19 protein-coding genes are annotated in these 19,717 nt (G+C 42.1%); 18 read left to right on the top strand and 1 reads right to left on the bottom strand.

What is annotated here, in order from left to right:
• Positions 1-18 precede the first annotated feature (18 nt).
• The 6 genes from G8782_RS04725 to spoVM are packed head-to-tail and all read left to right on the top strand — an operon-like array spanning position 19 to position 5,129.
• A complete protein-coding gene (locus G8782_RS04725; RefSeq protein ID WP_172369734.1) occupies positions 19-780 on the top strand; it encodes a Stp1/IreP family PP2C-type Ser/Thr phosphatase in 762 nt (253 codons plus the stop codon).
• Positions 777-2,759, top strand: a complete 1,983-nt coding sequence (gene pknB, locus G8782_RS04720) for a Stk1 family PASTA domain-containing Ser/Thr kinase (RefSeq protein WP_172369733.1) — start codon at positions 777-779, stop codon at positions 2,757-2,759. Before G8782_RS04725 ends, pknB begins: the two co-directional genes overlap by 4 nt.
• Entirely contained in the window at positions 2,756-3,667 is a 912-nt protein-coding gene (gene rsgA, locus G8782_RS04715) for a ribosome small subunit-dependent GTPase A (protein ID WP_246231545.1), read from the top strand. The genes pknB and rsgA overlap by 4 nt, the downstream gene beginning before the upstream one ends.
• Positions 3,660-4,328 carry a ribulose-phosphate 3-epimerase gene (gene rpe / locus G8782_RS04710; protein ID WP_172369732.1) on the top strand — a complete coding sequence of 223 codons (669 nt, stop codon included), beginning with the start codon at positions 3,660-3,662 and terminating at the stop codon, positions 4,326-4,328. The genes rsgA and rpe overlap by 8 nt, the downstream gene beginning before the upstream one ends.
• A complete protein-coding gene (locus G8782_RS04705; protein WP_172369731.1) occupies positions 4,325-4,978 on the top strand; it encodes a thiamine diphosphokinase in 654 nt (217 codons plus the stop codon). Before rpe ends, G8782_RS04705 begins: the two co-directional genes overlap by 4 nt.
• Positions 4,971-5,129, top strand: a complete 159-nt coding sequence (gene spoVM, locus G8782_RS04700) for a stage V sporulation protein SpoVM (RefSeq protein WP_246231544.1) — start codon at positions 4,971-4,973, stop codon at positions 5,127-5,129. Before G8782_RS04705 ends, spoVM begins: the two co-directional genes overlap by 8 nt.
• Before the next feature lie 33 nt (positions 5,130-5,162).
• On the opposite strand, the gene rpmB is transcribed toward spoVM, so the two are convergent.
• Positions 5,163-5,351 (bottom strand): 50S ribosomal protein L28, encoded by a 189-nt coding sequence (gene rpmB, locus G8782_RS04695; protein ID WP_172369729.1) that lies wholly within the window; start codon positions 5,349-5,351, stop codon positions 5,163-5,165.
• Between the two features lie 216 nt (positions 5,352-5,567).
• Here rpmB and G8782_RS04690 point away from each other — a divergent pair, with 216 nt between their 5' ends.
• The 12 genes from G8782_RS04690 to smc all read left to right on the top strand — a co-directional run bounded on the left by G8782_RS04690 (position 5,568) and on the right by smc (position 19,704).
• Entirely contained in the window at positions 5,568-5,930 is a 363-nt protein-coding gene (locus tag G8782_RS04690) for an Asp23/Gls24 family envelope stress response protein (protein ID WP_172369728.1), read from the top strand.
• Positions 5,931-5,948: 18 nt separating this feature from the next.
• Entirely contained in the window at positions 5,949-7,616 is a 1,668-nt protein-coding gene (locus G8782_RS04685) for a DAK2 domain-containing protein (RefSeq protein ID WP_172369727.1), read from the top strand.
• Between the two features lie 100 nt (positions 7,617-7,716).
• Entirely contained in the window at positions 7,717-8,379 is a 663-nt protein-coding gene (gene sdaAB / locus G8782_RS04680; protein ID WP_172369726.1) for an L-serine ammonia-lyase, iron-sulfur-dependent subunit beta, read from the top strand.
• A gap of 13 nt (positions 8,380-8,392) precedes the next feature.
• Positions 8,393-9,298 carry an L-serine ammonia-lyase, iron-sulfur-dependent, subunit alpha gene (gene sdaAA, locus G8782_RS04675; protein WP_172369725.1) on the top strand — a complete coding sequence of 302 codons (906 nt, stop codon included), beginning with the start codon at positions 8,393-8,395 and terminating at the stop codon, positions 9,296-9,298.
• A complete protein-coding gene (recG, locus tag G8782_RS04670; protein ID WP_246231543.1) occupies positions 9,276-11,330 on the top strand; it encodes an ATP-dependent DNA helicase RecG in 2,055 nt (684 codons plus the stop codon). The genes sdaAA and recG overlap by 23 nt, the downstream gene beginning before the upstream one ends.
• A gap of 192 nt (positions 11,331-11,522) precedes the next feature.
• Complete coding sequence (gene fapR, locus G8782_RS04665; protein WP_172369723.1) at positions 11,523-12,107, top strand: transcription factor FapR; 585 nt, start codon at positions 11,523-11,525, stop codon at positions 12,105-12,107.
• Positions 12,104-13,096, top strand: coding sequence for a phosphate acyltransferase PlsX (gene plsX / locus G8782_RS04660; RefSeq protein WP_172369722.1), 993 nt, complete (start codon positions 12,104-12,106; stop codon positions 13,094-13,096). The genes fapR and plsX overlap by 4 nt, the downstream gene beginning before the upstream one ends.
• On the top strand, positions 13,093-14,031 hold the full coding sequence (fabD, locus tag G8782_RS04655) for an ACP S-malonyltransferase (protein WP_172369721.1): 939 nt from the start codon (positions 13,093-13,095) through the stop codon (positions 14,029-14,031). Before plsX ends, fabD begins: the two co-directional genes overlap by 4 nt.
• Positions 14,028-14,774 carry a 3-oxoacyl-[acyl-carrier-protein] reductase gene (fabG, locus tag G8782_RS04650; RefSeq protein WP_172369720.1) on the top strand — a complete coding sequence of 249 codons (747 nt, stop codon included), beginning with the start codon at positions 14,028-14,030 and terminating at the stop codon, positions 14,772-14,774. Before fabD ends, fabG begins: the two co-directional genes overlap by 4 nt.
• A 51-nt stretch (positions 14,775-14,825) precedes the next feature.
• On the top strand, positions 14,826-15,062 hold the full coding sequence (locus tag G8782_RS04645; protein ID WP_172369719.1) for an acyl carrier protein: 237 nt from the start codon (positions 14,826-14,828) through the stop codon (positions 15,060-15,062).
• Positions 15,063-15,381: 319 nt separating this feature from the next.
• Complete coding sequence (gene rnc, locus G8782_RS04640) at positions 15,382-16,146, top strand: ribonuclease III (protein ID WP_172369718.1); 765 nt, start codon at positions 15,382-15,384, stop codon at positions 16,144-16,146.
• Positions 16,147-19,704: a chromosome segregation protein SMC gene (gene smc, locus G8782_RS04635; RefSeq protein WP_172369717.1), complete on the top strand. Its 3,558-nt coding sequence runs from the start codon at positions 16,147-16,149 to the stop codon at positions 19,702-19,704.
• The last annotated feature ends 13 nt before the right edge of the window (positions 19,705-19,717 follow it).

Genomic DNA, 19,717 nt, shown 5'->3' with positions numbered 1-19,717 from the left:
GATAGAATGGGGAGATGGATGGTGCAATTTGAAGTTCTTTCAGATATTGGGAAAAAAAGAGCAGTGAATGAAGACAGCGCGGCAGTCTTTACACTTCCCGAAGGAATAACACTTGCGGTCATTGCAGATGGAATGGGGGGGCATCGCGGGGGCGATTTTGCGAGTTCAGCTGCGATACAAGTTATCGAAGAGGAATTTATGAAATTGAAAGATCGAGAAATCGACCAGGAAATTGATTGGACTCTTTGGTTAAAAGAAACAATCTATCATGTCAATCGATTTTTATTTAATTATGCAAAAGATCATGAGGATTACAAGGGAATGGGTACGACTCTTGAAACAGCGATTATTAAAAATCGTTCCTGCCATATATACCATATCGGGGACAGTAGAGTTTATAAGATAGACCCCGAGGGAATACGTCAAGTTACGGTGGATCATTCCTATGTAAATGTTCTTCTCGAAAGCGGGGAAATCACCAAGGAAGAAGCTGCTAAACATCCGCAGCGCAACTGGATTATGAAGGCCCTGGGATCTGAAAGAACAATTGAACCAGACTATCATTCAATAGAACTTGAAAAAGATAGCTATCTACTCCTTTGTACTGACGGTTTAAGTAATAAAGTCGATGCAGAATCAATGCATCGTATTATTTTATCAGATTGCTCACTGCGTGAAAAAACGGAAGCGCTCGTAAACTTGGCAAATAAATTGGGCGGCGAAGATAACATTTCAGTTATTCTGCTAAAGCCTTCGGATGAGGAGGTGTCGGTCTTGTGATTGGCAAACGAATTGGCGGACGTTATGAAATATTGAAGTTTATCGGCGGAGGCGGCATGTCGCGCGTATATCTTGCACATGATATTATCCTCGACCGGGATGTCGCCATAAAAGTTTTGAATTATGACTTTTCAAATGAAGAGGAACTCAAACGGCGTTTTATGAGAGAGGCTCTTTCTGCTACAAGCTTAATGCATCCGCATATTGTTGACATCTATGATGTAGGAGAAGACGGCGATATCCATTACCTTGTAATGGAATATATTGAAGGTCAAACATTGAAGGAATATATACAATCCAATGGACCATTAGCACCTGAGCAAGCTTTGCCGATTATGCAACAGTTGGTCTCGGCCATCTCAAATGCGCATTATAACGGCATTGTTCATCGGGATATAAAACCGCAAAATATTTTGATGGACCACGATGGAAATGTGAAAATAACTGATTTTGGTATCGCGATGGCATTAAGTGCTACCGCTTATACAAAAACAAATTCAGTATTGGGCACCGTTCATTACTTGTCGCCAGAACAAGCGCGCGGCGGCATGGCAACAAAAAAATCAGATATTTATTCTTTAGGAATTGTCTTTTATGAATTATTAACAGGGAAGCTCCCATTCTCAGGTGAATCGGCGGTTTCAATCGCTTTAAAGCATTTACAGGAAGAAACGCCTTCTGTACGAAAGTTATTTCCGACAATTCCGCAAAGCGTAGAAAATGTCATTTTAAAAGCGACCGCTAAAGACGCTGTTAGCAGATATAGGTCCGCGGATGAAATGCAAGACGATCTTGCAACAGTCTTATCACCTGAACGAGCAAATGAAGAAAAGTTTGCCATTACGTTTGATGATGAAACGACACGAGCGATTCCTGCTATTTCAGCGACATCAAAGTTCGATAATGTACAACAAACAAAAGAAAATCATCCGGTTGAGCCAGAAGAAGAAATAGTTGAAGAACCAGTCAAGAAGAAGCGTAAAAAATGGCCGATATTCTTAGGAATTATAGCCGGTCTTGCTGTAATCGGACTATTAATCATGTTTCTACCTGCTTTATTGGGACTTAATAAAATTGAAGTTCCTGATGTTAGTGATATGGATGAGAGAGAAGCAATCGATCTACTTGAAGAAAAAGGTTTTATCGTTGCAGAAGATAGAACTGAACAAACTTCTGATGAATTTGCAGCCGGTAAAGTAATTCGCACCGTTCCTGAAGCTGGAAAAGAACGAAGACCGGGAACTGAAATCACTCTTTATATTAGTACAGGAAAAGAAGCGACAGAGTTAACGGACTATACCGGACGCGACATCGAGCAAGTAAAGGGTATAGTGGAAAATATGGGTTTTAAATCGGTTAAAATAGATGAAGTTTTTGATAATGAAACAAAGGGAACAATTATAAAACAATCACCTGAAGCAGGTCCTGAATACGTGCTCAGTGAAACTGACTTAGTCCTTACTGTAAGTAAAGGGAAAGAGATGCGAAAACTTGAAAATCTTGTTGGTTATGATGAACAGAAATTAGAGGAATATGCCAAGTCGTCGGGATTAAACATAGTCGTGACTAGCAAGGTGCACCACGCAACAGTCGGACAAGGAAGAATTATTTCTCAAGAACCAGCTGCCGATACAATGATTGAAAAAGGCGGAAGGGTTGAAGTTGTTCAATCTTTAGGTCAAGAGCAAAAGCCGATTAAACAATTAATTCAAACCGTAACGATTGAATATGTCCCTGAAGATCCTGAAGACGGTGAGGACGAAGACTCGGAAGGGGAAAGAAAACCGAATAGAATTCGAATTTATATTCAAGACCGTAAAAATTCAATGGCTGACGTATTTAGCGATTTCGAAATCACCGAAGATACGCCGAGAAGAATCACCATCGAGTTGGAAGAAGGGCAAAGCGGCGCTTACCGAATTATGCGAGACGATACACAAATTGCAGAAGAAACATTCCATTATGACGAAGTTGATTGAGAGAGAGGGTAATTTATCTGGAAGGACAAATTAGAAAAGCGATTAGCGGATTTTATTATGTAGAATGCGATGGCAAAATCGTTCAATGCAAAAGTCGCGGTGTTTTTAGAAAACGCGGGGTTCACCCGCTAGTAGGCGATTTTGTCACCTTTGTTCCTGATGGCGATAATGATGCAACAATTACAGTCGTTCACGAACGAAAAAACGAACTCGTGCGACCGCCGATTTCTAATGTGGATCAGGCGATTCTCGTTTTTTCAATCGTAGAACCAGACTTTAGTGCTCATTTACTTGATCGTTTTCTTACCGTTATTGAATCATTTAAAATTCGCCCGGTTATTTGTTTAACAAAAAAAGATCTTGCGAATGAAAAAGAGCTTGAAAAAGTTGAAATAGCCGCAAAATACTATGAGAAAATCGGTTATTTAGTTATGAAAACTTTTATAGAAGATGAAAATTTACCTGAATTGCTTGGGCCGATATTAAGAGGGAAAACTACTGTATTAGCAGGTCAATCGGGTGTAGGGAAGTCCACATTATTAAATAATGTGCTTCCTTCACTTGGTTTGAAAACAGGCGTGATTTCAGAAGCCCTAGGTCGAGGAAAGCATACGACAAGACATGTTGAGCTGTTAGAAGTCGCTGGCGGCCTTGTTGCGGATACACCGGGATTTAGTTCACTTGAGACTGATCATATCGAAAAAGAGGAGCTTTCTCGCTACTTTATAGAAATCGATCAAGCATCGGATTATTGTAAATTCCGTGGTTGCATACATTTGAACGAACCGAAATGCGAAGTGAAGAAATTAGTTGAGGATGGAGAAATTGTAAAAAATCGCTACGAAAATTATCTTTACTTTTTACAAGAAATAACAGAAAGAAAGCCGAGGTATGAAAAACATGATTAAAATTGCACCTTCAATTTTGGCCGCAGATTTTTCAAAGCTAGCCGAAGAAGTACAAGAAGTAGAAAAAGCAGGAGCGGATCTCATTCATATTGATGTTATGGACGGCCATTTCGTGCCAAATATTACAATGGGACCAATCGTTGTTGAAGCGTTAAGACCGGTAACATCATTGCCGCTAGACGTCCATTTGATGATTGAAAATCCGGACGCTTATATCGAGCAATTTGCAAAAGCAGGAGCAGACTATATAACGGTTCATGTTGAAGCTTGTCCGCATTTGCATCGCACGCTCCAACTGATTCGGTCGACTGGCGTGAAGACGGGGGTCGTTTTGAATCCACATACACCTGTAGAAACGATTCTACATGTTCTTGACAATGTTGATATGGTTTTATTTATGACGGTAAATCCAGGGTTTGGCGGTCAAGCGTTTATTCATACCGTACTACCGAAAGTAAAACAACTCGCTGCAATTATTAAAGAACGGAATTTAGAGATTGAAATTGAAATTGACGGCGGTGTAGATGAAAACACGATAATTCCTTGCGTTGAAGCCGGGGCGACAATTTTAGTTGCGGGTTCAGCTATTTTCAATAAAGAAAATCGTGCTGAAGCTTTACAAAAGATCAAAGCGGCAGGAGAAGGAGTTATTAATCAATGAAATATGCCATTGTCTGTGCGGGAGGACCAAAACATGAACTTGCGGATTTATCCGGATTTCATGAAAAGGAAACAGTGTTTATCGGCGCAGACAGAGGGGCGATTCATCTACTTGAAAAAGGAATCACTCCGAATGAAGCAGTTGGAGATTTCGATTCTGTTTCAATAGAAGAGTATGAACAAATTAAAAAGACAATCAAAAACATCTCGGAATTCAATGCGGAAAAAGATGAAACCGATACTGAACTAGCGATTGCACGTGCGCTCTCTTATAAACCCGAAAATGTATTATTGACGGGTGTCACAGGCGGTCGGCTTGATCATTCAGCGTCTGCGCTTCATCTTTTGTATCGCTTGCAAATCGAATATCCCGACATTTCATTTTCGATTATCAATCGAACAAACGAAATGACAATCCTGCTCCCGACTGTACATAAACTGCTTCATGACCAACGTTATCCATTTGTTTCATTTTTTTCTTTTGGCCTAAAAGTGACAGACCTTACGCTTACTGGATTTAAGTATGAAACTTTTAATGAAACGCTGGAGTTAGGCATGACAAAGTTTACAAGTAACGAGACAGCTTCTCATATCTGTACTATCTCCTTCCGCGGGGGCATATGCTTAATGGTAAGGAGTTCAGATGCTTGAAAGGAGTGGGGAGTTGCGCGTTTATACATTTACTTTACCAAAGTTTGTGAGCGGTTTCGTCCGGAAATGTATAGTTGTCTTTCGTAAAGATGAAAAATCTAAGCCATCGAACAAGAAAAAGAGGAAGAAAAACGAAAAAATGCCAGGCTGAAGTTTTTCAGCTTGGCATTTTGTTTCTCTTCCATTAAACTCTTTGAACTTTACCTGATTTTAGAGCTCTTGCAGAAACCCAAACTCTTTTAGGTTTACCGTTAACGAGGATGCGGACTTTTTGAAGGTTCGCTCCCCATGTACGTCTACTTGAGTTTAGTGCGTGAGAACGTGTATTTCCTGTACTAGCTTTACGGCCAGTGATTACGCATTGTTTAGACATATTTGTACCTCCTCGTAAATGAAGATTAAGCGATGCATTTCTTAAATTCGCATACAATTAAATTTATCATAGTTAAGTCGGTATTGCAACCTATTTCGATGCAACTTTCAAGCTGAATGCCTTTACAAGCACTTTGAAAAGATAATGCTTTCTTTTATTATTATGTGGGGTATAGTACAATAGGGTGAGTAAAACTAGGATGCGGAGGGACGCACTATGTCAATCGAAGTAATAAACGAGTTTGGCAAGATCGATATCACAAATGATGTTATTGCTCAAGTCGTTGGTGAATCAGCTATAGAGTGCTATGGTATTGTAGGTATGGCTTCTAAGCATCAAATCCGAGATGGTTTAACAGAAATACTTCGTAAAGAAAATTTTGCGCGTGGCGTCATTGTTCGAAATATTGGCGATGACACGCATATTGATATGCACGTCATAATTGGATATGGCACAAAAATTTCAGAAGTTGCCTATCAAGTACAATCAAAAGTAAAATACACATTAATGAAAACTGTTGGATTATCCGTTAAATCGGTTAATATATTTGTCCAGGGAGTTCGCGTAACGAACCTGTAGAAGGAGGAAATTATTTCAATGAAGTCAATAGATGGTTTAAAATTTGCGGAAATGATAAAGCTCGGTGCTCATCAGCTTTATCTAAATGCCGACTACGTCGATTCGTTAAACGTGTTTCCCGTTCCTGATGGCGATACAGGAACAAATATGAATTTGTCTATGACATCCGGGGCAAATGAAGTCGAAGCGAATGCCGTCGAACATATCGGTGAAACAGCAGGAGCTCTCTCAAAAGGATTGCTGATGGGAGCACGGGGAAATTCAGGTGTCATCTTATCGCAATTGTTCCGCGGTTTTGGAAAAGCGATTGAAAAAGAAGCTTTTCTTGACGGCAAAAAATTTGCCGAGGCGTTACAATACGGTGTTGAAACAGCATATAAAGCGGTTATGAAGCCAGTAGAAGGCACAATTTTAACGGTTGCAAAAGATGCTGCCAATGCTGGAGTGGAAGTTTCGAAAACAACAGATGATTTCATTGAAGTAATGGAAGCCGTCGTTCGGGAATCGAAAGCTTCGCTTGAACGCACGCCTGATTTACTTGCGGTTTTAAAAGAAGTCGGTGTTGTGGATAGCGGCGGACAAGGACTTGTATACGTCTACGAGGGATTTTTGGCATCTCTGAAAGGCGAAGGACTTCCAGAAAGAACCGATGATCAAGCGATGAAAGAAATGATCAATGAACAACATCATCTTAGCCTTCAAGGATTCATGAATACAGAGGACATTGTCTATGGTTATTGCACGGAATTCATGGTGAAATTCGAAGATAAGAAACTGGCGAATAATCCTTATGATGAATCTGATTACCGTCAAGAATTAAGCCGATTCGGCGATTCACTTCTAGTTATATCAGATGATGACGTCGCAAAAGTTCATATTCATTCAGAAGAGCCGGGCGACGTGCTTTCATTTAGTCAGAAATATGGTTCGCTAATCGATATTAAAATTGAAAATATGCGTGAACAACATATTAACCTCGTGGGGGCAGACCACAATGTACATAATGGTAAACAATCTGAATCCATTAAACATCCTTATGCTATTGTAACGGTTGCAATGGGTTCCGGAATTGCTGAGTTATTGAAAAGCGTAGGCGCTTCAGCAGTTATCGAGGGTGGACAAACTATGAATCCATCCACTGAAGATATCGTGAAAGCGATCGAAGATGTTGGAGCCGAGCGTGTCTTAATATTACCGAACAATAAAAACATTATCATGGCCGCAGAACAAGCCGCGGAAATAGTGGGAATTGAAGCGGCGGTCGTACCGACGAAGACTGTTCCTGAAGGATTATCTGCAATTCTTGCATTTAATCCGGAAGCTGAAGTTAGCGTGAATGCAACTGCGATGACGGAAGCTGCATCCTATGTAAAAACCGCGCAAGTAACTCATGCAGTCAGAGATACGACGATTGATGGTCTGACGATCAAGAATGGCGAATTCATGGGGATTGCCGAAGGGAAAATCGTAACGACTCATGCATCAATTGAAGAAGTGACAAAATCACTTTTATCAAAAGTTATAGACGATGACGCTGAAATCGTCACAGTCCTATACGGTGAAGAGGTAAGTGAAGAAGATGCTTCAGTCATAGAAAGTTATATCGAAGATAACTTTGACCATGTGGAAGCAGAACTTTATCATGGAAATCAACCGCTCTATCCATATATTATTTCAGTTGAATAATAGGCTAAAACAGTGTTGCTAATTCAAAAGCGCACTGTTTTTGTTCTATTCAAGTTTTTCATGTAAAATAGAGACAGGTTTTAGGGAGGGGGAAATTCAGGTGAAATTCAGATCAGTATTTGAAATAATCGGTCCAGTCATGATCGGACCTTCATCTTCACATACAGCAGGGGCCGCAAAGATCGGACGTGTAGCGCGAACACTTTTTGGACGCCAACCGGAATGGGCTCGCGTACACCTTTATGGTTCTTTTGCAGAAACATATAAAGGGCATAGTTCTGATGTTGCGATAATCGGGGGATTACTAGATTACGATACTTTCGATGAACGTATAAAAACTTCCTTTGAAGAAGCTGAAAAAGTCGGTTTGACATTTGAATTTATCCCGGAGGAAGAAGAAATGCCTCATCCGAACACGGCTAGGATTGTAATTGGGGACAGTAGCAGTGTCATGGAATTGACAGGGATTTCTATCGGCGGCGGGAAAATGGAAGTTGTTGAACTGAACGGATTTCCACTAAGACTTTCAGGGAATTATCCAGCACTTCTTGTAGTCCATGAAGATACAGCAGGAGTCATTGCAAACGTTTCCAATGCGCTTGCTAATAGAGGCGTGAATATTGCCCATATGGAAGTCGGGCGAAAAGAAAAAGGTCAAATGGCATTAATGGTCATCGAAGTCGATCAGTTAATCGATGACGACCTTATCGATGAAATAAAAGTTTTACCACATATCACTCAAATTTCGACGATTGCCGATTAAGGGGGACGGAAGAATGGATGTATTATTTAGCTCGGTTAAAGAACTTGTCGCGCTTGCGGAATCGCAAAATAAACCCATATCAGAAATCATGATCGAACAGGAAATATTAATCACGAAAAGAACTCGTGAAGAGATTATCGAACAAATGGATAATAATTTAAAAGTAATGGAAGAAGCGGTTGAAAGAGGATTGCAGGGAGTCCGCTCAACATCAGGATTAACTGGCGGAGATGCAGTACTTATTCAAAAATATATGGAGTCCGGAAAATCGCTTTCTGGTGACGTCATATTAGACGCGGTAAGTAAAGCAGTCGCGACGAATGAAGTAAACGCGGCAATGGGAATGATTTGTGCAACACCGACAGCTGGTGCGGCAGGAATTGTTCCGGGAACTTTATTTGCAGTGAAAAATAAATTGAATCCAACACGCGAACAAATGATAAATTATTTATTTACTTCGGGTGCATTTGGATTTGTCGTTGCAAACAATGCCTCTATATCCGGTGCGGCTGGCGGATGTCAAGCTGAAACGGGATCGGCCGGGTCAATGGCAGCGGCGGCAATTGTTGAGATGGCAGGCGGAACACCACAGCAAAGTGCGGAGGCGTTCTCGATTGTCATGAAGAATATGCTCGGACTTGTCTGTGATCCTGTTGCAGGCCTCGTTGAAGTACCTTGTGTGAAACGAAATGCAATGGGAGCGGCTAAAGCGCTTGTCGGTGCAGACATGGCGTTGGCGGGCGTAGTCAGCCGAATTCCTACGGACGAAGTAATCGAAGCGATGCACCGAATCGGTCAGTCAATGCCTTCAGCTTTACGGGAAACGGCAAAAGGCGGACTTGCCGCAACACCTACGGGGAAAGCATTGCAAGCAAAAATATTTGGAGAGCAAACAGTTGGCAGCAGCTCAGTCACTTAATGACTCCGTAACGACCGTGAAAGGAATCGGAAAGAAAGCTGGAGAGCAACTCGAGTCATTGAAAATCATCACCATTTCCGATTTAATAATGACGTTCCCGTATCGTCATGACGATTTTACATTGAAGGACTTATCTGAAACACCGCATAATGAGCGTGTCACCATCGAAGGAAGAGTCGAAAGTGAACCTGCAGTTCTGTTTTTAGGGAATAAACGATCTCGTCTTCAAGTCCGTCTTCTCGCCGGCAGGCATCTCGTGAAGGCGGTCTTTTTTAATCAGCATTACTTAAAAGATCGCCTTGAACCTGGCTCGATAGTGACAGTAACCGGGAAATGGGATCGCGGCAGGCAATCGATCAATGTATCGAACTTTACTTCCGGTCCAAAATCCGAACAAGCTAACTTTGAACCTGTTTATAGTTTGAAAGGCGTCATGCATCAAAAAACATTTCGCCGCTATATGCGCAATGCATTAGACAGTGTCAAAGGACTTCACGAAGATCCACTGCCTGCTGAAATACTCGAAGCTTATAAGTTGCCCGCACTAGAGCAAGCTCTGGAAATGATTCATTTTCCAAAAAGTTCAGCACATATGAAACACGCCAGAAGACGATTTGTTTACGAAGAGCTTTTACTCTTTCAGTTAAAAATGCAAGGAATGAAAAAGATTCGAAAAGAGTCGGATAAAGGCGTCGTTATCGAATATGATCTTGGCAAAGTGAAAGCGCTGATCGCTTCATTGCCATATGAATTAACCGGCGCCCAAAAGCGTGTCGTCAACGAATTATGCGCAGAATTGAAAAGCGATGTGCGGATGAATCGACTCTTGCAAGGGGATGTCGGTTCGGGGAAAACGGTCGTGGCGGCTATCGCGCTTTACGCAGCCATTACAGCGGGGTTCCAAGGGGCCCTAATGGCGCCGACAGAAATACTTGCCGAACAACATGCCGCATCACTCGCCCAGTGGTTAGAGCCTTTTGGCGTTACAGTCGCGTTTCTTTCTGGTTCGACAAAAGGTAAGGCGAGGGAAAATTTGCTTGAAAGGTTAGCAGCAGGCGATGTCGATTTACTTATCGGTACGCATGCACTTATTCAACCAGATGTGATCTTTAAGAATTTAGGTCTCGTTATAACGGACGAGCAACATCGTTTTGGTGTTGAACAAAGGCGCGTGCTGCGCGAAAAAGGCATTAATCCCGATGTTTTATTTATGACAGCAACGCCAATTCCTAGAACGCTCGCGATTACCGTTTTTGGAGAAATGGATGTTTCTGTATTGGATGAATTGCCGGCAGGCCGTAAAGAAATCGAAACGCACTGGATGAAAGAAGAATCCTTGCACCCGATATTGAATAAAATGCAAGCGGAGCTACAAGCCGGAAGACAAGCCTATGTCATTTGTCCGCTTATTGAAGAGTCCGATAAACTAGACGTTCAAAATGCGGTTGATGTTTATGAGCAATTATCTACACATTTTCGAGGCCGATTCACAGTCGGGCTTATGCATGGTCGACTTCATTCGGATGATAAAGAAAACGTTATGCGCCAGTTCAGCGAAGGTGAAATTGACGTTCTTGTGTCCACAACGGTTGTCGAAGTCGGCGTTAACGTTCCAAATGCTTCTTTCATGTTAATTTACGATGCTGGACGTTTCGGTCTTTCCCAACTACACCAATTAAGAGGTCGGGTTGGAAGGGGAGCTGCGCAGTCATATTGCGTCCTATTAGCAGACCCGAAAACAGAAGAAGGCAAAGAACGAATGCAGTCGATGACAGAAACGAATGATGGTTTTGTTTTAGCTGAAAAGGATCTGGAGCTCAGAGGCGCCGGCGACTTTTTCGGCAGGAAACAAAGCGGCATGCCAGAATTCAAAATGGCGGATCTCGTCCATGATTACAGGGCGCTAGACACAGCCAGGAAAGACGCAGAAAAGTTCTTGGCTTCCGATGATTTTTGGGAAGCACCAGAATACGCGCTTTTAAGAAAGCAACTTGAGGAATCAGGCGCGCTGGGGAATGAACGAATTGATTGAGAAGATTGTACTTTATTTGAATTAAAGCCGATGCCTTAGTATGGGTATCGGCTTTGTTATTCACTTGAACTAGACTAGTCGCTAAAATAGTTTTCCTTAACTCCGATGCTCTCTGCATTTCTTGCTTGCATTCTAATTTCTATCTTTATATACTGATGTTAGTACCAAGTGCTAACTCGGAAGGTGAAACGATTGCGAATGCCTAAAAAAGAGAGGCAAGTGCTTCTCAAAAAGTTGGTAGAACAAGATCCGTTTTTGACAGATGAAGAACTGTCGAAACGATATGACGTAAGCGTTCAAACAATTCGATTGGACAGACTTGAATGCGGAATACCGGAACTGCGAAAACGATTAAAAAGAGTAGCTTCGCAGTCTATGGCAGGCGAAGTAAAATCACTCAGTTCCGACGAAATAATAGGTGACATTATCGATATAGAACTTGATAAACGAGCATTGTCTATTTTTGATGTTACAATAGACCACGTCTTCCAACGAAGCGGGATTGCACGTGGACATCATCTTTTTGCCCAAGCAAATTCACTGGCAGTTGCGGTTATGGATGAAGACCTTGCTTTAACAGTAAAGTCGACAATCGATTTTCTGAAACCAGTGAAAGCCGGCGACCGTGTAATTGCACGTGCAGAAGTTAAAAAAGACAGCAATATGGAAAATCGAACACTTGTTGAAGTAGTTTCCAAAGTCGGTGACTTGGTCGTGTTTACAGGCCAGTTTTATATGTACCGGACGACGGAGCGGAAACAGGAGGAATTATTATGATTATCGCTTTAGACGGAATGGGCGGAGACAACGCACCGGAAGAAATAGTCAAAGGCGCATTAAAAAGTGTCGAGGCTTTTGACGATATACATATACATATTTTCGGGGATGAAAAAGCAATTGCCCCTTACTTAAAAGAACATGATCGATTAACAGTCATTCATTGCACAGAAATAATCGAACCAGATGATGAGCCCGTTCGAGCAATCCGTCGTAAGAAAGATGCCTCAATGGTTCGCATGGCAGGTGCCGTTAAAGACGGATCTGCACAAGCGGGTGTTTCTGCGGGGAATACGGGCGCGCTTATGGCGGCAGGACTTTTTATCGTCGGACGAATCGACGGCATTGAACGACCCGCACTTGCGCCAACACTTCCGACAGTTGACGGTCAAGGATTTGTCATGCTCGATTTGGGTGCCAACTCGGACGCTAAACCATCCCATCTCGGCCAATACGCAGTGATGGGAAGTATTTATGCTGAAAAAGTGCGCGGCATTTCTAATCCGCGAATCGGTTTATTAAATATTGGAACTGAAGAAGGAAAAGGAAATGAACTGACAAAAGCTGCATACGATGTTTTGAAAGCTGCTCCGATTAACTTTATCGGTAACGTAGAAGCCCGCGATTTATTGATGGGTGCTGCAGATGTAATTGTTACTGATGGCTTTACAGGAAATATGGTATTAAAAACAATCGAAGGAACTGCACTAGGATTTTTCACGATGTTGAAAGATGTTTACACATCATCATTAAAAACAAAGGTATCCGCTGCGCTTGTAAAAAGTGAACTAAGCGGATTAAAAAAGAAAATGGATTACTCGGAATACGGCGGAGCCGGATTATTCGGTTTGAATGCGCCAGTGATAAAAGCTCACGGTTCATCGAATGCAAATGCAATTTATAATGCGATTCGACAAGCGCGTACAATGGTTGAATATGATGTGAGCGGAACAATCCGTAAAACGATTGGAGAGGAGCAGAAAGAATGACGAAAATTGCATTTGTTTTCCCGGGACAAGGATCTCAATCTGTCGGGATGGGACAAGAACTTGCGGGTGAAAATGGAGAGTACTTTAAGAGAGCCGATGAAGTACTAGGGTTTTCATTGAGCAATCTTATTTTAGAAGGTCCGCAAGAAGAACTAACAGTGACGTACAACGCGCAACCCGCACTTCTAACTGTCGGATCGATGATTGCATCGAGATTGATTGAAGAGGGAATTACACCTGATTATACAGCGGGGCATAGCTTGGGCGAATATACGGCGCTTGTCGCGTCCGGAGTACTATCATTTGAAGATGGCGTATCTGCTGTACATAAACGTGGACTTTACATGAATGAGGCGGTTCCAGCAGGTGTTGGCGCGATGGCTGCAATTCTTGGTTTGGATGCTGAAGCTGTAACAAAAGTAACAGATTCCATTACCGCAAACGGCGATGCAGTACAGCCTGCGAATTTGAATTGCCCGGGTCAAATCGTGATTTCGGGTACAAAAGAAGGCGTTGAAAAAGCTTGTGTCGAATTAAAAGAAGCAGGCGCTAGAAGAGCAATCCCGCTCGATGTTAGCGGACCATTTCACTCTTCACTAATGAAACCAGCAGCTCAAAAGCTTGATGAAACGCTTGGTGAAATTTCAATGAAAGATGCACAAATTCCATTGATTGCAAATGTGAATGCATCGATTGTCGAGAATAGTGAAGAAATAAAAGGATTGCTCGTCGAACAATTATACTCGCCTGTTTTATGGGAAGATTCAGTTCGTACAATGCTGGACAATGGCGTGACACATTTTATTGAATGCGGTCCGGGCAAAGTGCTTAGCGGATTAATCAAGAAAATTGATCGTTCAGCTACAGTCTTGCCGGTTTATGATGAAGAATCGTTAGAAGCAGTCGTTGAGGCTTCGAAAGGATGGTCAAAATGAGTAGATTTGAAGGTAAAGCGGCAATCGTTACGGGTGCATCCCGTGGGATTGGGCGAGAAATTGCACTGAATCTAGCAAATGAAGGCGCAAAAGTGGTTGTCAATTACAGCGGTAGTAAAGACAAAGCGGATGAAGTTGTCGAGTTAATCAAAAATGCGGGCGGAGAAGCATTCGCAATCCAGGCTGATGTGTCGAATGCCGATAGCGTAAAAAATATGATTGACGAGACAATTGCAACATTCGGCTCAATTGATATACTAGTTAACAACGCGGGCATTACGAGAGATAACTTATTAATGCGCATGAAAGAAGACGAGTGGGACGATGTTATTGATATTAATCTGAAAGGCGTTTTCCTCTGCACAAAAGGCGTGACGCGTCAGATGATGAGGCAACGCGCAGGGAAAATTGTAAACGTAGCATCAATAGTCGGCGTTTCCGGTAATCCTGGGCAAGCCAATTACGTCGCAGCAAAAGCTGGCGTGATCGGTTTAACGAAAACGACGGCGAAAGAACTTGCGACAAGAAATATTAACGTCAACGCTGTAGCGCCTGGATTCATAACCACGGATATGACAGAGACTTTGAGTGAAGATGTGCAAAAACAAATGCTTGCGAACATTCCTCTTGGTAAACTGGGCAGTCCAGAAAATGTGGCGAAAACAGTCTTGTTCTTGCTTTCAGATGACGCTGCATATATAACTGGACAAACAATCCATGTTGACGGCGGAATGGTCATGTAGTCTTGAACAAAATCCATAAGTAAGTATAATCATCGAGGGGAGGTGACAGATTTGGCAACAGTAGTAGAACGTGTAACGAAAGTAATCGTCGACCGCCTTGGCGTCGATGAAAGTGAAGTTAAAATTGAAGCATCCTTCCGTGATGACCTCGGTGCAGACTCTTTAGATGTAGTTGAGCTCGTAATGGAATTAGAAGATGAATTCGATATGGAAATTTCCGATGACGACGCAGAAAAAATCGGCACAGTCGGTGACGCAGTTTCGTATATCGAAGCAAAAGTAAACTAATTAACAGACATAATTACTTAGTTCATCGCAAGGGCGTGAAATTCAATTTTATTTCACGCCAAAATATAAGAGACGCATCCATCCGATCGCAAGAAAGGATAGTGTGCGTCTCTTTTTTAGTTAGTTGGGGGCCGACAGCGGCATTTTAGGTGAGGCAAAGGTCACGAGTTGCAATCAAAACCAAGTCGAGTGCAAGCAAGCTCCACCGATTGGATTTCCCTATGCAACTAAATGCCATCTTCTTCTATTGTCCTTTGCACTTACAGGCTGAACAAGGTAAAATTAAAGGTATCATGTTCTGAAAGGTAGAATCGTTCTTATGACAGGTAGACGCAATACGGAAAAAAATAGAAAAACACTACTTCCAATAGCAGTGCGAAACAAATTCGATGAGCTGCAACAAAGATTATCAATCACTTTTGAAAATCCTTCCCTTTTATACAATGCTTTTACCCATTCATCTTATGTGAATGAGCATCGAAGAAAGAACTTCATGGATAACGAACGACTTGAATTTTTAGGCGATGCCGTACTTGAACTCGGTGTATCGCAATATCTATATTCAACAGAGCCAGGAATGAGCGAAGGCGAATTAACGAAGCTGCGAGCTGCAATTGTATGCGAACCGGCACTCGTCAAGTTTGCCAATGAATTGGAGTTCGGCCAATATGTCTTACTCGGTAAAGGTGAAGAACAAACCGGAGGAAGAATGCGCCCAGCTCTCCTTGCAGACGTTTTTGAAGCGTTCATCGGAGCTTTATATATCGATCAAGGCATGAATGCAGTAACAAAATTTCTGGATACAGTCGTTATTCCGCAAGTCAGCAACGGTGCTTTTTCGCATGTGATGGATTACAAAAGTCGACTACAGGAAATCATTCAGCAGTCGAATAACGGACATCTTCAATATGAAGTGATCGAAGAGAAGGGCCCGGCCCACGCAAAAACATTTATCACAGTCGTAAGGCTCGGCGACACAGAGCTTGGTACAGGTAACGGGAAATCGAAAAAAGAAGCGGAACAAGAAGCTGCCCGACATGCGATTGGTAAACTTAAGAGTGAGCAGGTTGAAGGGGAGATTTAAATGTTTCTGAAAAGACTCGAAATAATAGGCTTTAAATCATTTGCCGAACGGATTGGCATCGACTTTGTTCCCGGAGTGACAGCAGTTGTCGGTCCGAATGGGAGCGGGAAAAGTAATATCACAGATGCAATTCGATGGGTACTCGGCGAACAATCCGCAAAATCGTTGCGCGGAGCGAAAATGGAAGATGTCATTTTTGCTGGAAGCGATTCACGGAAGCCGCTAAACTTTGCCGAAGTAACCCTTATTTTAGATAATAGTAAGGGTCTTTTTCCGCTTGACTACACTGAAATCAGTGTGAGTCGACGGGTTTTTCGTTCCGGAGAAAGTACATATTTATTGAACGGGCAACAATGCAGATTACTAGATATTAATAACGTATTTATGGATTCAGGGCTTGGCAAAGAAGCTTTTTCCATCATCTCGCAAGGTCGCGTTGACGAGATATTAAATAGCCGGCCGGAAGATCGCCGGAGTATTTTTGATGAAGCTGCAGGCGTTTTGAAATATCGCAATCGAAAACGCAAGGCTGAACACAAGTTATTCGAAACATCTGACAACTTAGACCGCGTACTCGACATTTTAAAAGAACTCGAGATTCGGATCGCCCCGCTTAAAGAGCGTGCAGAAGCAGCAGAAAAGCATGCTATCCTTTCTGAAAAAACACGTGAGGCCGACAGTTTATTATTAAATTACGATGCCGGGAAGCTCCGTGTGGAAATAGAAGCCAAATTAGAGGAAGCTGAGAAGTTCGAAGAAAAACAACAGCAACTTAAAATAGCTACAGAAAATGCTGAGAAAGAGACTAGCCAGTTGAAGCATCAACTCGCAACAGTCGATCGAGAGTTGGAAACATTGCAGAAAAAGCTCGTAGATGTGAGCTCGGAGGCGGAAAAATGGGAGGGGCGCCGACTTCTTTCTGTTGAGAAAGAACGAAATGCCACTGTCCAAATTGAAAGGCTACAAGTGGATCTTTCGTCTACTCGTGAAGAAAAAACTACGTTGCTGGCAAAATTAGAGCAATCCAATGCCAAATTAAGTTCCTTAACGGCTGAATACAAAACGATATCAACTGAGATGAATGAAATTTCTCAAATACTGAAGCGAACTGTCGTTGAAACGGAAAATGAAATTGAAGAGTTGAAAGCGACCTATATTGACAGTTTGAATGAAGAAGCTACACTTCGAAATGAATTGAAGCATATAGAAGAAAGACTCGCAGGTGAAAAGTATTCTTCAGAAAAAATAGTTGAACAGACAAAGTCGTTGAACAAACGCCTTGAAGAATTGACTGTTGAAAAAACAGAAAAGGAACGAGCGCTTGCTAAATTATCCGCGGAAATGAAACAAGTAAGTACCGCTTTTAAAAGCAACACAAATGAACTTCGTAAACATGAAGCCGAATTAAGCAAGAAAGAGCAACTTCTTCAACAAGCCTATAATAAGCAGCATGAGATGCAGGGAAGAATGCGTGCTTTAAAAAGTATGGAAGAAGACTTTTCAGGGTTTTATTCGGGTGTAAAAGAGGTGCTTGTCGCTCGTAAATCTGGCAAGTTGAGTGGAATAAACGGTGCGGTAGCTGAACTGATTACCGTTGACAATGATTATGTCAATGCTGTTGAAACGGCTCTTGGGGGAGCGATGCAACATATCGTAACCACGTCAGAGGTTGATGCTAGAAAAGCGATTGGTTACTTAAAATCCCGCAATGCTGGACGCGCGACATTTCTTCCGCTGGATGTTATGAAATCCAGAAAAATTCAACCAACTGCTTTAAGGGCGATTGAGCAACATCCCGAATTTATAAATACTGCTGACAATCTTGTGAATGTGCAAGGTCCATACAAAATCATAACAGAAAACCTATTAGGCAACGTCCTCGTTTCCAAAACGCTTACAGGAGCATCAGAAATTGCCCGAGCAGTAAATTATCGATTCCGCGTCGTCACGCTTAATGGAGATATTGTAAATGCAGGCGGTTCACTAACGGGCGGCGGTACAAAAGGTCGTGCTACCGTCTTCTCCAGAAAGGCTGAACTCGAAACGTTACAAAGTCAACTTGCCAAAATGGCGAATTCGATCGGAGTGGCAGAAGTTTCAATTGGCGATTCAAAAATGAAAGTTGCCGAGTTTATGCAAAAAGCAGAACAATCCCGGCAGGCCAATGAAAAATTACAATTGGAGATGGCCGCTGCGGGGTCAAGCATTCGTGAAACGGATATTGCGATCAATGCACTCGAAATTGAAAGAGCTTCTGTCGAAATGGGAAGACGCGGTGCAGAAACGACAGGTTCTGAACTCGCGAATAGGAAAAACGAATTAGAAGAAAATCACCAACAACTTATCAATAAATTAGAAACAATTAAAAATGAAATCGAAACGCTTGAAAGACTTGCAACGAATCGTCGAAATGAAGAGGCCTCATTGACATCCAGATTAACAGAATTGCGCGAGCGGGCAGCCGTGCTGCGCGAACAGATTTCCTATGAAAAAACAGCGATCCGCGACATGGAGCTTGCAATAGGAGCAGCACAAGAAAGAATAACGTCGATTTCTAAAGAACTGGATTATATCAATGGCGTAGACGGCGAAGAAAATTTAACCGCTGAAGAAATCTCGAAACATATTGAGCAGTCGATAGCTGAAAAAGAAGAAGTAGAAACCGCGATTGTAAAATATAGAGAACAAAGATTGAAACAATCGGCAAGCATTGAAGAAAAAGAAGTAGCTTTACGCAATCTTCGATCGGATGTAGAAAAGATGAACGTTAAACATAATAACGTTACAATCGAGTTATCTCGCTTAGAAGTCAAGTACGAAGCCATTTCCGGGCGATTACTTAACGAATATGGTTTGCGACCAGATTTTCAATCTACCATCGAATTTGATGAAGAGGCGATGCGCGAGAAGCTAATTCAACTGAAACGAGAATTGGCATCAATTGGTCCTGTTAACCCTGGAGCAATCGATGAATACAAAGAAGTTTCAGAACGGCATGAGTTTTTAACTGCCCAACGAAATGATTTGCTCGAAGCGAAAAAAACGTTGCAAATCGCAATGTCTGAAATGGACGAGGAAATGACTTCGAGATTTTCATCTACGTTTAATGCAGTGCAAAATCGATTCCGACATGTCTTCAAGGAAATGTTCGGCGGCGGAAATGCAGATTTAATATTAACTGACCCGAATAATTTATTGGAAACAGGCGTCGATATTGTCGCTCGACCTCCCGGGAAAAAACTGCAAAACCTAAGCTTGTTATCGGGCGGAGAGCGTGCATTGACGGCTATTTCCTTATTGTTTGCTATAATCGAAGTCCGTCCTGTTCCGTTTTGTATTTTGGATGAAGTTGAAGCGGCTCTCGATGAAGCGAATGTTATCCGTTATAGTAAATACTTGAAGAAGTTTTCAGACAAAACCCAGTTCATTGTGATTACCCATCGAAAGGGAACAATGGAAGGGGCAGATGTACTGTACGGGATTACAATGCAAGAATCTGGTGTGTCAAAACTAATTTCGGTAAAGCTGTCTGAAATACCAGAAGAAGCGATAATGTAAAAGATGGAGGGGT

The organism is Sporosarcina jiandibaonis (assembly GCF_013184495.1).
Lineage (GTDB): Bacteria > Bacillota > Bacilli > Bacillales_A > Planococcaceae > Sporosarcina > Sporosarcina jiandibaonis.
Note: the sequence above shows the minus strand (reverse complement) of the source record. Positions and strands in the feature narration are given on the sequence as shown.

Bases quoted from the DNA above. Each gene is read 5' to 3' on its own strand.
- G8782_RS04725 (WP_172369734.1), top strand. From the start codon at position 19: ATGGTGCAATTTGAAGTTCTTTCAGATATTGGGAAAAAAAGAGCAGTG.
- rpe (WP_172369732.1), top strand. From the start codon at position 3,660: ATGATTAAAATTGCACCTTCAATTTTGGCCGCAGATTTTTCAAAGCTA.
- G8782_RS04705 (WP_172369731.1), top strand. From the start codon at position 4,325: ATGAAATATGCCATTGTCTGTGCGGGAGGACCAAAACATGAACTTGCG.
- spoVM (WP_246231544.1), top strand. From the start codon at position 4,971: ATGCTTGAAAGGAGTGGGGAGTTGCGCGTTTATACATTTACTTTACCA.
- rpmB (WP_172369729.1), bottom strand. From the start codon at position 5,351: ATGTCTAAACAATGCGTAATCACTGGCCGTAAAGCTAGTACAGGAAAT.
- G8782_RS04690 (WP_172369728.1), top strand. From the start codon at position 5,568: ATGTCAATCGAAGTAATAAACGAGTTTGGCAAGATCGATATCACAAAT.
- G8782_RS04685 (WP_172369727.1), top strand. From the start codon at position 5,949: ATGAAGTCAATAGATGGTTTAAAATTTGCGGAAATGATAAAGCTCGGT.
- sdaAA (WP_172369725.1), top strand. From the start codon at position 8,393: ATGGATGTATTATTTAGCTCGGTTAAAGAACTTGTCGCGCTTGCGGAA.
- plsX (WP_172369722.1), top strand. From the start codon at position 12,104: ATGATTATCGCTTTAGACGGAATGGGCGGAGACAACGCACCGGAAGAA.
- fabD (WP_172369721.1), top strand. From the start codon at position 13,093: ATGACGAAAATTGCATTTGTTTTCCCGGGACAAGGATCTCAATCTGTC.
- fabG (WP_172369720.1), top strand. From the start codon at position 14,028: ATGAGTAGATTTGAAGGTAAAGCGGCAATCGTTACGGGTGCATCCCGT.
- rnc (WP_172369718.1), top strand. From the start codon at position 15,382: ATGACAGGTAGACGCAATACGGAAAAAAATAGAAAAACACTACTTCCA.
- smc (WP_172369717.1), top strand. From the start codon at position 16,147: ATGTTTCTGAAAAGACTCGAAATAATAGGCTTTAAATCATTTGCCGAA.